Below are 12,403 nucleotides of genomic sequence, written 5' to 3' on the forward strand. Positions count from 1 at the left end.
AGGGCCGGATGGGCGTCATGGTTTTCGACCTGCAGGGGATCGTGGCGATCGGCTACACCCTCTTCGCCGTGGCGCTCGGCATCTTCGCCGGTACCGTGTGGCGCAAGATGCTGCCTGCCATGGGCGTCACCCTCGTCGGGTTCGTCGGCGTACGGGCGGCGGCGGCGATCCTGGCCCGGCCGCACTACCAGCCCGCCCGTACCCTCACCTTCCCGATCGAAGGGACGGAGGGGCCGAGGCTCAGCCGAGGCGACTGGATCCTCGCCAGCGGCGTCCGGGATGCCGACGGCAAGATGGTGCTGGCCGACTCCCAGATCGTCTGCCCGCCCGGCACGAAGGGACCGGATTGCAGGGCCTGCGGCGCCGAACTGGGACTCGGGCCGGGCGCCTACAACTGGCAGCTCTACCAGCCGGCCGACCGGTTCTGGCCGTTCCAGAGCATCGAGACGGGCATCTTCGTGGCCCTCGCCGTGGTCCTGCTCTATCTCGCCATCCGCATGATCCGCCGGATCGCCTGAGGCGCATCAGCGGTGATCGCCGGTCCCTGCGGGTCCGGCGATCACGCGTGTCGGCGGGTGCCGGCCCTGACCGGTCGCCGCAGGGTCAGCCGCGTCCGGCCAGACCCCGGACAGCGACCAGCCCGGGCACCGCGACGCGGCCGAGCACGTTGCCGATGGCGGGATCGTGCCAGCTCACGGCCCCGGTCTGGCCCACGTAGAGGCGCTTGCCGTCGGGGCTCAGCACGAGGCCGGTGACCGGCTCGCGGACCGACCAGTCGGTGGCGGGGCGCAGTTGCTGGAGATCCACCCGCCGCACCACCGTGCCGGCGCCGAGGAACAGGCTCTCGCTGTCCGCGGCGGCGTGCCCGGTGCCGCTGCCGCTGGCCACGGTGGCCGTGCGGCGTACCGTCAGCTCCTCGGTGGAGATCTCCGCGACGGTGCCGGACGTGACGTCGGCGACGAAGAGCCGACCGCCTTGTGGGCTGATCGCCATGGCGTGGCCGCTCGCCGGCGCCTCCCCGAATGGGTGCGGCAGGTCCACGCAGTACGCCCACCGCTCGGTGAGTTTCAGCGTGTGGACGAACGCGTGTGCGTTGCCCGGCCGCCCGCTGGCCAGGTCACGGGTGTGCTGGTGGCCGGGCTGATGCGTGTAGAGGGTGTAGAGGGTTTGGCGGTCCGGCGCGAGCACGGCCTGGCGTCCGTCGCCGCGCATCTCCTCCTCGGCGCCGGGCGGGATCGCCGCCTTGTCCCGGGTGGTGAGCGGGCCCGGAGCCTGCGTGGCGAGATCGACGACGCGGACCCGGTACCGGTCGGGCGCCGCCGCCGGGAGCCACTCGAGGACGAAGAGCCCGGCTTGATCCCCGGTGAACGTCTCCGGAACGAAGTTGCCCTGTAGCTTCAGCTGGTGCCGCACCCCGGTGACGTCGGCCACCAGCACCGGCGTCACGTCCCGGCCGTCCGGGCGTCCCAGCGCCGCATTCACCGCGTCCGAGGTGAGCGCCACCAGCGCGCCGTTCGCCGAGACAGCCTGCGGCAGCCAGCGCCCGGGCAGCCTGACCCGGCCCGACGTGCGGCCGGTGGCGGCGTCGACCCGCCAGAAGGCGGTGTCGGCACCGTCGGGCGCGGTGGCGTAGATCGCCGACCCGTCGGCGGTGGCGACGGAGCGCGGGATCGACAGCCGGTCGAGGCCTCGGAGCACGCCGAGCGCGTCGTCCAGTTCGACGAGCAGGGCGTCGGGAAGCGACACGGCGGGCGCTGTGTTCCGCACCGGATCGCAGCCGACGAGCGTGGCGGCGCCGGTGCCGGCGAGGAGGGCCAGAACGGTGCGACGCGAGATCCTTGTCGTTGCCATCATGCCCGGATGACACCGGCGGAACCGCCGCAGTTCCACCCGGAGCGGGGATGGAACCCGCCCGGCGTGAGCGGTGTCATGAAGGTGATCGGGGAGGTTGTCACTGGACGACGGAGAGCTTGTCACCCGCGCTCGGGCTGGTGACCTGGAGGCCTATGAACTCCTGGTCGCCCGGCACACCGCGTCCGCCAATCGGACGGCGGTGCTGCTCGGCGCCGGCCCGGACGCCGAGGACGTCATCCAGGAGGCGTTCGTGAAGGGATATCGCAGTCTCGCCCGCTATCGGGGAGAGTCTTCCTTCCGTTCCTGGCTCCTGGCGATCGTCGCCAACGAGACGCGGAACCTGCACCGCTCCCGCGGCCGGCGGGACGGGCTCGTCCTGCGGGCGGCCGAGGCGAACCAGGGATCGGAGGTCACCGAGGACAGCGCGGTCGGCGCCGTCCTCGCCGGCGAACGCCGCGCCATGCTGGTGCAGGCCCTGCGCCGGCTGCCGGTGAAGGACCGCGAGGTGATCGTCTGCCGGTTCTTCCTCGACCTCAGCGAGGACGAGACGGTGACGATGCTGGGCTGGCCCAGAGGCACCGTGAAGTCGCGGACCTCCCGGGCCCTGGCCAAGCTCCGCGGCCTGCTCAGCGTCGAGGAGGTCCACCATGGATGACCTCGAACGGGAGCTGCGCGACCTGTCCGCCTGGCTGGACACCCCCGAACCGCCCGACGTGACCGCCCGGGTACGCGCCCGCCTCGCCGCACCCGCGCCGCGGCGGCGCCGGTGGCGCTACTACCTCGCCGCGGCGCTCGTCGCCCTGCTCGTCGCCCTGCTCCCGCCCGGACGGGCCGCCCTCGCCGACGCCGTGACGGGGCTGCTGCGCTTCGCGGGCATCACCATCGCCACATCGCCCGCACCAGCCCTGCCCACCGGCGAACCGTCGCCGCTGCCCTCGCAGCGACCCGCCGCCCTGCACGAGGCGCAGCGGCTGGTGCACTTCCCGATCCGCCTGCCGGCGAAGCTGGGCCCACCGGAGCAGGTGCTGGTCGCCGACCCCGACCGGACCGGCTCGTACCGGGTGGCCACCCTGCTCTATCGCGGCGGCACGCTGCGGATCGATGCCTTCGACGGTCGTCTCGACCCGGCGTTCCACAAGCTGGCCATGGGGCCGGGCGTCGAGTTGATCGAGGTCGATGCCGGGTACGCCGTCTGGGTCGGTGGCCCGCACGCGCTGACCTACGTGGATCGCACCGGCACGGCCCGGGAGGAGACCGCACGGCTCGCCGCGTCGACCCTGATCTGGGAGGAGGCCGGGGTGAGCTACCGACTCGAAGGTGACCTTGCCAAGCCCGACGCGATCGAAATCGCCAACTCGCTGCGGTAGCGGACATGTCTCGGCTCAGCGCCTCCCTGGCTCAGGTGAAGGGCACTCCGGGGCTTGATCAGGTCCTAGGGTCCGCCGTGCAAGGACGCGTCTCGATGAGGTTGGTTTCTGGGTGCTGCGCTGGCTTGTCGCCGTCACCTGATACCCGCACCGCCGGCGGTTGCGGCGAGGTCGGATCGCGCCGCCCCGGCGGTTTCGGTGAATGCTCGAACGAGAGGGTTGTCGTTCGCGCTGCGCCAGATGAGCGCCCAGCGGCCCGGCGGGCGTCGCGGATGGGGAGGTACGCGGGATCTGGCCGTAGGCGGCCTTCAGGTCGGTGTAGAGCTGCTCGCCCAACGGGGTCGGTCGGACCGTGCGGCTGGTGCGGTCGAATAGTTGTGCGCCGATCCGCCGTTCCTGCTTCTTGATCGACTGGCTGACCCGCGCCGTCGTGAGGTGCAGCCGCTGCGCGGTCCGGCCGAAGTGCAGTTCCTCGGCCAACGGGTTCCGTCGCTTGATCGCGGTGGGTTACTGGGTCGTCGCGTTGGAGTTTCTGGTCGCTGCGGTCACCAAGTACTGGCCCGGCATGGGCCACTCGGTTCCGACTACGCCGTGAAGTTCGCGAACTGGGGCTACCCGTCGTGTTCCGGTTCGTGGTCGGCACGATCGAGTTGGTCTGTGCGGTCATGCTGCTCATCCCCAACCGGCGGTTCCGCTTCACCGGCGCGGCCGGCCTGGTGCTCGTGCTGGACGGCGCGGTCACCACCCACATCGTCAACCATGACCCGATCACCCAGAGCCTGGCCGCACCGTCACACCTGCTGATCGCCACGGTGATCGCGCTGGCCAACTAGCCCGAGGACTGGAGGCACCTGCTGCGCCCGACAGTCCCCGGCGTCCGACCGCTGCCTCGCCCCCATCGACGCGGGTGGCGGCGGCCAGTCGATAACCAGCACGAGCTTCGGCTGCTCTCGTGTCGCATACGACCGTATGACCCGGCGGTTGACCCCCGTCCGGGGATGCTGGCACTGCATTGCGCAGCGTTGGAAGCCGACGCGTCGCCGCACCGTTGTTTCCCCGTGTTGGCCGGTGTGTCGGGCGTCGGGCACAACGTGTGGGGTTGCGGTGCCGGGCAGTTGGTCACGACGGCGTGCAGTCGGCCCCCAACGCCGCGAGGTCCGGGGTGAGTGTGCCTCTCCTGATGATGTTGCAGAAGCAAAAGGGGCCGGGCACCCGAGAAGGCTAACTGCCCACCACGATGTGGACGGCTATTGTCGGAGTGCCCGGGCGATCAGCCTGCCGATGACCAAGTACACCAGCGCGGCGAGTCCGTAGTTGAGGACGAGCCCAACTTTGGCGTCGTTCGGCGTGAACACGTCCCCGAATCCCAGTACGAACGCCTTGGCAAGCACGTAGACGAATTGAACGAAGCTGTTGCTTTGGTTGGCCCCCGCCAAGGAAAAGAGAACGTGCAAGGCGAAGATGAGAGCGACGCTGCTGGTCACGCCGACCGTGACGCGGGCGACGATGGTAGCGGTATCTGTCTGATTCCGTCGTCGTGGCGCTGGCGCTGGCGCTGGCGCTGGCGGGGCCGGGTAGGGCTGTGATGGGTAAGCAGGTGGCGTGTACGGCGTCGGGGGTTGGGGGTAGGGCGTCGGTGGTTGGGGGATGGGCGGCTCGGGGTGGTGGTGCGGCGCTGGGGGTTGGATGCGCGGCGTGGGCTGGGGGTAGTGCGCCGTGGGTGCTAGGCCGTCGCCGTGGTGTACGTCCACGTACGCGATCCGCTGTGTCGGTGGGGGGTCGGGCGCCGTGGGTTGGGTGGGGAACCGGTGGCGTTGGTCGTCGGGGTCGTAGTTGCTGTACGACATGGATGGGCAGTCTACTGTCGGTCGGGAGTCGGCAAAACCTCTCTTTCCGATTAATCGGATCTCTCTACATCGTGTCTCTTGTTCACCACAATGCGTGAGTGTCCACTGCGTCCACCTCGATATCTGACACATCACCGCGACTGTCAGTGACCGTCGTGGCGAAGGTTGAGGTGGACCGTCGAGTTCACCAGACTCGGCGCGTCAACCTCGAACCGAAGCCGGCACTTGAGCCCGGCCAGGGTGCGTTCGACCTGGGCGCGGTTGGGGCGGCGTTGGGGTTGGCCCATCGCCCTGACCAGCGTCGCAACGACAGACGACGGCTGTCATGCCGGGTGAAGCGTGTGGCCGCGATTCAGACCGTATGCGGGTTACTTCCGGGAGGCGAAGACCACGGTGGCGAGGACCCAGCCGACGAACAGTCCGTAGACCCCACCACCGGCGGCCCAGCCGAAGGCGCCGCGCAGGCTGGCATCCACCTGGATGAACGCGGCCAGGAGGCCGGCGGACGCCGCGGCGAAGACGTAGGCTCCCCAGCTTGAGAAGAACAGCCTCGCGCTGCGCGATGATCCTGCCGCAACCATGAGGGACACGAAGACGCCGGTCAGCACGATGAGCAGGATTGCCTTGATGTCGTTGGCGAGGATGGTCCGCACCGAATCATCCGAGCTGAACGACCAGGTCGGCCATGCCAACTGCTTGAGAAAGAACCCCCACGCGTCGTTCGAGGTGTGGTTCTTCGCCCAGTCGGTGTAGGCCGGGTTGCCGAATGCGATCACCAGGATCAGGGCGGCGAGTACTGCTGTGCCCGTCACGGTACGGACCCGCCCGGCTGCAGTGGTAGTCATACGCACAGTGTGAGGCGTGACTCCTAAGCAAGCAATCCACGAGGGTAAATGACCACCCCTCAGGGAGCCAGGATGATCGCCAACACCAGCCCGATCCTTCGCCATGTCATCCGCGAAGGTGATCCATGCGATCACCGGACGACCAGCCATCCGTGATCTTCTTCTAATCCGAAGGCCGGCATGGGCCATCCCCCTGGGCCAGTAACCGTGGCATACAGCGGCACGAGCGGCCTGGTCCAAGACGATCCAGCCGCAGGTGTTGAGCGCGATCAGCGCACTGTCGGTGAACACTCCGGACCGGTTGGTTGAGCCGGGCCAGCCGATGGCGGGCGGTCGCCATTTCTGGTAGCCGCCAGCGGTCATGCTGTCCGCCGACGGTACGGCTCGACTATGAAAGGGGGACGCATCTCTGATCACTGGGAGTCCCATGACCATGCCACTATCGGCCCTGCATCGGGCGAGCGCCGCCTCCGTCACCTCGCTCGCCGTCGTGGTCGGCCTGCTCACCGCGGCGCCGTGGTCCACAGCGAACGCGGCGGCCTCCGCCGATGGCCTCGCCCCGGCGCCGGCCGCGCGGGTTGTCTCCGTGGGCGGCGGAGCCGAGGTCGCCCTGACGCCGCTCGGAGACACCGGCGCCAACTCGCTCGCCGCGCTGCCCGGCCCCGACGGTGTCACTCCTGGCCTTGTTGTCGCGACGAACAAGACAGGCACGACCGTGCAGACGACTGATGTCGCCAGCACGCCGACCGTGATCGAGGGCCGCGCCGCACCTCTGGCCGCCAGCGCTGCCGACACCGTGCCGCTGCACTTCTCCGCGGTGGGCCGGGACGGCCGGGCCGCCCAGGCCTACATCACGGTGTTCGACCTTGAGCACGGCGCGGCGTGGACCCGGCAGTTGGTCACCGACCCGGCTCCGGGCAACGAGTGCTCCGAGGTCACCTTCGCCCGGACCACCTGCGCGCTCGTACCGCCCGGCGCGTACTCGGTGATGGCGTTCGTCACCACGCTGCCCGCCGAGAAGCCGACCATCGGAAGCAGCCGCACGTTCCAGAACATCTCGCTCGTGGGCGAGCCGGAGACGACGGTGAGCGGCGAGCGAACCTTCGCGTTCGACGCCCGCGATGCCCGGCAGCTCACGATCAGGACCCCGGGGCGCAGCACGAAGGTGCCGCCGCAGGGTGCCATGCTCATCGGCTACGACCGCACCGCCGCGGACGGGTCCGCAGTCCACCTGGACATGCGCCCGGCATACCTCCTCGACCAGCACTTCTACCTGCAGCCGACGCCGCAGGTGTCCATCGGGACGTTCCAGGCGCGCACCCGGGTCCGGCTGGAGGCGCCCGACATCACCCTGTCCGCGCCGACCGCGCCGGCCCTGCACCCGGAGTACGTCGACCGGACCTGGTTCTCCGACGTCGCTTCGGACTTCCCGGTCGTCAACGGCCGGTCCCGCCTCCCTGTGGTGGACGTCGGCCGCGCCACGGCGGCCGAACTCGCCGGCCAGCAGCTGCACGGCGCGCTGGCGCTGGTGACGCACTCCGCCGACATGTCGATCGCCGAACAGTCCAACAATGCGGCCGCACACGGTGCGGGCGTGGTCGTGATCCGCAACGACGGCCCCGGTGACATCAGCGACCCGGGCGGCACCGGGGTAAAGCTGCAGGTGCCGACGATCCGGCTGAACCGGGCGGAGGGCCTCGCGCTCTCCGAACTCCCTAAGGGAGCCAGGGTGACCGTCGAGGGAGAGCCGGCCAGCCCCTATGTCTACGACCTCTACCTGAAGGTGAAGGACCGGATCCCCGAGGACCCCACTTACGTCGCCCTCCCCGAGCAGCTCGCCACTCAGGTGCGTCAGGTGTACGGGCAGCCGACGCTTCCCTCGACGTTTTCCGAAGCGGCGTACCCGTGGCAGCCCGGCAACTCGTTCGTCGTCTCGACGACGTTCCCCTTCGAGGGCGGGCCGCGTACGCGCGCCGAGTATCGCATCCCCGACCCGGACACAGCATGGAGCTACGCGGTGTTCGCTCCGGAGTCCGCTTACAACACGATGTTCCCCAAGGCACCTGTGCTGCCGATGAGCCTGAGCATGCCGGGGCGCCAGGCGTACTCGGACCGCGAACAGGGCGAGCTGCCCTTCGGCCGGGCGCCGATCACGTCGGCCCCGAATCCCGCTCGGCCCGTCCAGCGCTCCGGTGATCAGCTGCGGGTGGCCGTCGACGGCTTCACCGACGCGGAGGGAAACCACGGAACGGAGTACACCCACCCGAGTGGGGTGCGCACGCATCTCGAGATCAGGGCCGACGGCGCCCTGGTCGGGGAGACGGACAACCTCCCCTCCGGCACGGTCCGGCTTCCGGGCGGCGAGTCTCGCGTCTCGATCTCGTTCACGACGGACAACCCGCAGGCGTGGAACGAGCTGTCGACACACACCGACACCGCCTGGAGCTTCCCGTCGACGACGACCGCAGGAGGTGCGGCGGAGATCCAGCCGCTGCTGCTGCCGGACTACGACGTCGGCGTCGACCTGCACAACCGGGTCCGGGCCGACCGCCAGGGCCGAGTGGCGTTCGACCTGCGGCTGCGGCGCCCTGACGGCGTACCGTCCACGCTGGGCGGCGAGCCGAGCCTCGACGCGTCGTACGACGACGGTGCGACCTGGCGGCCGGCAGGCGTCACCCGCGGTACGGAGGGCTGGCGCGTCGAGCTGCCGGCGGGCAGCGGCCTGGTGTCGCTGCGGCTACACGCGGAGGACACCGGCGGCTCAGTGGTCGACCAGACGATCGTCCGGGCCTTCGACGTCGGGCACTGAGCTCTCGAGCCAACCGAGCCGGACCGCCTGCACGCCCGCCTGGAAGCGCGTGCGGACGTGCAGGTGGTCCATCAGCTCGGCGATCCGGCGGCTGAGCGTGCGGGTGCTGGTGCCCAGCCGGCGGGCAACCGCGTCGTCCTTCGCGCCGGAGGCGAGCAGCGCGGCGAGCTGGCGATCGCTGAACCCGCCCTCCTCCGCCGGAGCGACGATCGGCGTCGCCTGCGCCCAGAGCAGCTCGAAGAGCTGGACCAGCGCGTCGAGGAGGGTGGAAGGTCGGATGCAGATCGCCGCATCGGCGCTCTGCACGCCGACCGGCAGGATCGCCAGCCGGCGGTCGCCTATCGCCAGCTTCATCGGGAGGCCGGTGTGCACCCGGGACTGCTCACCCACGCCGGCTGCGTCCTGGACCTCCTCGAGTGCACCCGGCAGCTCCAGCGCCTCTGGGGCGTAGATGCCGCGCACCCGCACCTTCGCGCGCAGGAGCCGGCGGACCGAGTTGTCCGACCGCCGGGGATCGGCGACGTACGGCGGGCGATCGAGCACCATGAGCTCGTGCCGGGTGGTGCTGAGCAGGTGCTCGAACCGGGCAGCGATCGCTGCCCGGCCGACCAGCACCTCGACGATCTCCTCCGGGCGGTACCGCTCCTCGGCGGGCATCTCAGCGAGCAGGGTGCGCGCGGCGAGCTGCGTGCGCGCGAGCTCCTCGCGGCGTCGGTCGACCAGCGCGTCAACGGCGACGTCGGGTCGCGCCGCGCGCATCCTGGCGGGCTGGCCGGGCAGCCGGTGCACCAGGCCCAGCTCCTCGAGTCTGGTCAGCGAGCTGCCCACCTCGGCCGCAGCACGGTCAAGTGCCGCGGCGAGGTCGCGCTGGGACGCCTCGGGGCGGGACAGGAGTTCGCGGTAGACCATCTCGTCCTCGGGGCGGACACCGATCGGCTCGAGCACCAGCTCATCTTGCCCCGGTCGGCCGGGCGGCCACCCAGGCACCCGTCTGCTGGTGGCGAGGTCTACGCGCGACCGGGGCAACAACGGCGTGGTGTCGTTGCCCAGGACGGGAGCCAGACCGTCTCGGGGAGCGGTGCCAGGCTTGCGAAGTGGTTCATGATCGCCCGAAGTCCCGGGTGCGGATTCGTTCTGGGGAACATGAGGGAGAGCGGGTAGGCGAGCGTCGGGTTCACGATCGGGATGCGGCGTAGGTCGTAGTTCGTCGGCCAGATGTACCGGTCGCGCGCGCCGACGAGGGTGGCCACGTCGGCGGAGTCCGCGAGGGCGTCGAGGAGTACCTCGTTACCGAAGTTCGGGCCCGCCGCGTCGATGCGGAGGTCGAAGGCGGTGGCGAGCTGATCGTAGAACTCCGCCCATTCGCTTCGAGGCACGATACCCGGCACCCAGATCCGACGCTTGCGCAGCTGGGGTGGTGTCACTGTTCGCGCGGAGGCAAGCGGATGCCTGGGGCCGACGAGGAGTTCCAGCGGAGAGTCGAAGGCGTGGATCATTTGCACGTCGCGCGGCAGCCTGGCCGGATCGGTGACGGTGCGGAACGAGGCGTCGACATCGCCTGCCTGGACGGCGGCGGCCGCCACGTGAGGGTCGTCGACCCTGAGGGTCACCACGTCGAGGTCAGTTTCGGGATGCGACCGCCAATAGTCGTGCAGAACGACGGCCTGCGCGCTTCGCAGGCCCAGAACGTCGATCCGAAGGGCCCGCGAGCCCGGCCTGACCGCGGTGACGGCGCGATCAACACCCGCGACGATACTCCGCGCGTGGGGGAGGAATGCCTGGCCGTCGAGCGTCAGTTCGACCCCTCGGGCGGTACGGGTGAACAGGCGGACCTCCAGCTCGCGCTCCAGGGCGGCGACCCGCTTCGAGACCGCCTGCTGGGTCACGCCCAGCTCGTCGGCCGCGTGTTGCAACTGCCCGAGCTCGGCCGCGCGGACGAACGATCGCACTGCCTCGGTATCCATTGGTCCAGCTTATGCCCGCCCAACTGATCGTTGTGGCTCGCCGAACGGCGGTTGTTTGATCACGCCCTCGTGTAGCCGATGTGATTCAGGGATCCAAACATCGGTTGTTGCGGGGGAGTCATGTGCGCGTGAAACTGGGGTCGAGTTTCGGCTGGCTTTGGTCGGCCTACGCGGTCAGCACGTACGGCACGTGGATCGCCTTCGGAGCGTTCCCGCTCATCGCGGTTCGAGTGCTGCACTCGTCGGCATCCGCGGTTTCGCTTCTGGAGGCAGCCGGTCTTGCCGTCGCGGCGATCATTGCGGTCCCGCTCGGGCCGTGGGTCGAGCACCGGTCCAAGCGTCCGGTGATGATCGCGATGGACCTGGCTCGGTTCGTCGCGATGGCGAGTGTTCCGGTCGCGTACTTCCTCGGCGTGCTGTCCTACGGCCAGTTGCTGGTCGTCTCGGTCATCTCCGGAACCGCAACCATCGCCTTCACCGCCGCATCCGGCGCGTACCTGAAATACCTTGTCCGCGGTGACCACCTCCTTACCGCGAACGGAAGATTCGAGGGCACGAGCTGGGTGGCGACCGCGGCCGGACCGCCCCTCGGCGGCGCGCTCGTCGGGCTGCTCGGCCCGGTCATCACCATCATGGTCGACGCCCTCAGCTACCTGCTATCCGCGCTCGGGGTCCGCCGCATCCGCGACGGCGCCGTCGCGGCACCCCGCGACCCGGCCACCGCGTTGCGCAAAGCCGACCTTCTTGGTGGCTGGCGGTTCATCCTCCACGACCGCGCACTACGGTGCCTGTTCCTCAACTCGATCCTGGTCGGCGGCCTGATCATGGCCACCGTTCCGCTCCTGGCCGTCCTGCTGCTGGGCGAATACCACTTCCCGGCCTGGCAATACGGTCTCGCCTTCGGCATCCCGGCACTCGGCGGCTTCGTGGGCGCCCGCCTCGCCGCGCGCCTCGTGAAGCGTTACGGCCGGCACCGGGTCATGACCGTCTCCGGCTGGCTACGATCGCTCTTCCCGCTCGGTCTCGCGTTCGTCCATCCCGGCATCACCGGACTCCTCACCGTGATCATCGTCGAGGGCCTGCTGATCACATGCATGGGCATCTTCAACCCGATCTACGCCACCGAACGCCTGCAACGGACTCCCGCGGATCATGCCGCCCAAGTCCTCAGCGCATGGAGTGTCAGCAGCAAACTCGCGCAGGCCACCCTCATGGTGATCTGGGGCATCCTCGCCACACTCACCAGCCCCCTCGCCGCGATCACCATTTCCGGCGTTCTCCTGCTCGCCACTCCACTCCTGCTGCCCAAACGGGCACACTTGTGCTACCGCGAACCCGTCCTGTCGGCCGAAGACGTCCCGGCCGCCTGACTCACCGCAACGCCCCGTTCACCTCGGAAGGGCGCCGCAGGTTCATCGAGCGCGCCAGGTCCTGGATGACCTCACTCCAGATCCTGTTCGGGCGCGAGAATGCGGTCCGCCGGGTCGCAGCGCACCACGTTGAGGGTCCACGACAAGCGCCACCCCAGTAGCGCATTGATCAAGTCTCGCACTAACCGGTGGGACCATCTCCGCCTTGAACGCGGGCGGGCGTTCTGCCGCCGGCAAGGCGGCACGGCGACCTGGAGCACCGGGGCGGCGTGATCTGGCCGGTACGCCTGCCGGGTACCTTCACCCATCGAATCGGGAAACCTCCGACGCAACCTGGGCCCTTCGCG

12 protein-coding genes are annotated in these 12,403 nt (G+C 69.7%); 6 read left to right on the forward strand and 6 right to left on the reverse strand.

Annotated elements, in window-relative coordinates:
• Positions 1–8 precede the first annotated feature (8 nt).
• Positions 9–518, forward strand: a complete 510-nt coding sequence (locus ACFYM6_RS26520; protein ID WP_387279737.1) for a hypothetical protein — start codon at positions 9–11, stop codon at positions 516–518.
• A gap of 85 nt (positions 519–603) precedes the next feature.
• Here ACFYM6_RS26520 and ACFYM6_RS26525 read toward each other — a convergent pair whose 3' ends face one another.
• The gene (locus ACFYM6_RS26525) at positions 604–1,851 is read right to left on the reverse strand and encodes a YncE family protein (protein ID WP_387279739.1); all 1,248 of its coding nucleotides are present in this window, start codon (positions 1,849–1,851) and stop codon (positions 604–606) included.
• A gap of 97 nt (positions 1,852–1,948) precedes the next feature.
• Here ACFYM6_RS26525 and ACFYM6_RS26530 point away from each other — a divergent pair, with 97 nt between their 5' ends.
• Positions 1,949–2,509 (forward strand): RNA polymerase sigma factor, encoded by a 561-nt coding sequence (locus ACFYM6_RS26530; protein ID WP_387279741.1) that lies wholly within the window; start codon positions 1,949–1,951, stop codon positions 2,507–2,509.
• On the forward strand, positions 2,502–3,221 hold the full coding sequence (locus ACFYM6_RS26535; protein WP_387279743.1) for a hypothetical protein: 720 nt from the start codon (positions 2,502–2,504) through the stop codon (positions 3,219–3,221). Before ACFYM6_RS26530 ends, ACFYM6_RS26535 begins: the two co-directional genes overlap by 8 nt.
• Before the next feature lie 15 nt (positions 3,222–3,236).
• Here ACFYM6_RS26535 and ACFYM6_RS26540 read toward each other — a convergent pair whose 3' ends face one another.
• On the reverse strand, positions 3,237–3,701 hold the full coding sequence (locus tag ACFYM6_RS26540; RefSeq protein WP_387279745.1) for a LysR family transcriptional regulator: 465 nt from the start codon (positions 3,699–3,701) through the stop codon (positions 3,237–3,239).
• Positions 3,702–3,841: 140 nt separating this feature from the next.
• Between ACFYM6_RS26540 and ACFYM6_RS26545 the strand changes: the two genes are divergently transcribed.
• Positions 3,842–4,054: a DoxX family protein gene (locus tag ACFYM6_RS26545; protein ID WP_387279747.1), complete on the forward strand. Its 213-nt coding sequence runs from the start codon at positions 3,842–3,844 to the stop codon at positions 4,052–4,054.
• Positions 4,055–4,468: 414 nt separating this feature from the next.
• Here the strand turns inward: ACFYM6_RS26545 and ACFYM6_RS26550 are convergent, their stop codons facing one another.
• Together ACFYM6_RS26550 and ACFYM6_RS26555 are read right to left on the reverse strand one after the other, a co-directional pair.
• Positions 4,469–4,705, reverse strand: coding sequence for a hypothetical protein (locus tag ACFYM6_RS26550; protein WP_387279749.1), 237 nt, complete (start codon positions 4,703–4,705; stop codon positions 4,469–4,471).
• A gap of 731 nt (positions 4,706–5,436) precedes the next feature.
• On the reverse strand, positions 5,437–5,913 hold the full coding sequence (locus tag ACFYM6_RS26555) for a hypothetical protein (RefSeq protein ID WP_387279751.1): 477 nt from the start codon (positions 5,911–5,913) through the stop codon (positions 5,437–5,439).
• Positions 5,914–6,340: 427 nt separating this feature from the next.
• Here ACFYM6_RS26555 and ACFYM6_RS26560 point away from each other — a divergent pair, with 427 nt between their 5' ends.
• Entirely contained in the window at positions 6,341–8,722 is a 2,382-nt protein-coding gene (locus tag ACFYM6_RS26560; RefSeq protein WP_387279753.1) for a PA domain-containing protein, read from the forward strand.
• Here the strand turns inward: ACFYM6_RS26560 and ACFYM6_RS26565 are convergent.
• Complete coding sequence (locus ACFYM6_RS26565) at positions 8,675–9,667, reverse strand: helix-turn-helix domain-containing protein (RefSeq protein ID WP_387279754.1); 993 nt, start codon at positions 9,665–9,667, stop codon at positions 8,675–8,677. The two genes, ACFYM6_RS26560 and ACFYM6_RS26565, sit on opposite strands and share 48 nt — an antisense overlap.
• A 62-nt stretch (positions 9,668–9,729) precedes the next feature.
• Positions 9,730–10,686, reverse strand: a complete 957-nt coding sequence (locus tag ACFYM6_RS26570; protein WP_387279756.1) for a LysR family transcriptional regulator — start codon at positions 10,684–10,686, stop codon at positions 9,730–9,732.
• Positions 10,687–10,808: 122 nt separating this feature from the next.
• Here ACFYM6_RS26570 and ACFYM6_RS26575 point away from each other — a divergent pair, with 122 nt between their 5' ends.
• The gene (locus ACFYM6_RS26575) at positions 10,809–12,056 is read left to right on the forward strand and encodes an MFS transporter (protein WP_387279758.1); all 1,248 of its coding nucleotides are present in this window, start codon (positions 10,809–10,811) and stop codon (positions 12,054–12,056) included.
• Positions 12,057–12,403: the final 347 nt, after the last annotated feature.

The sequence above is a fragment of the Micromonospora sp. NPDC006431 genome (genome assembly GCF_042870725.1).
GTDB lineage: Bacteria > Actinomycetota > Actinomycetes > Mycobacteriales > Micromonosporaceae > Micromonospora.

Bases quoted from the DNA above. Each gene is read 5' to 3' on its own strand.
- ACFYM6_RS26525 (WP_387279739.1), bottom strand. From the start codon at position 1,851: ATGGCAACGACAAGGATCTCGCGTCGCACCGTTCTGGCCCTCCTCGCC.
- ACFYM6_RS26535 (WP_387279743.1), top strand. From the start codon at position 2,502: ATGGATGACCTCGAACGGGAGCTGCGCGACCTGTCCGCCTGGCTGGAC.
- ACFYM6_RS26560 (WP_387279753.1), top strand. From the start codon at position 6,341: ATGACCATGCCACTATCGGCCCTGCATCGGGCGAGCGCCGCCTCCGTC.
- ACFYM6_RS26570 (WP_387279756.1), bottom strand. From the start codon at position 10,686: ATGGATACCGAGGCAGTGCGATCGTTCGTCCGCGCGGCCGAGCTCGGG.
- ACFYM6_RS26555 (WP_387279751.1), bottom strand. From the start codon at position 5,913: ATGACTACCACTGCAGCCGGGCGGGTCCGTACCGTGACGGGCACAGCA.
- ACFYM6_RS26520 (WP_387279737.1), top strand. From the start codon at position 9: ATGGGCGTCATGGTTTTCGACCTGCAGGGGATCGTGGCGATCGGCTAC.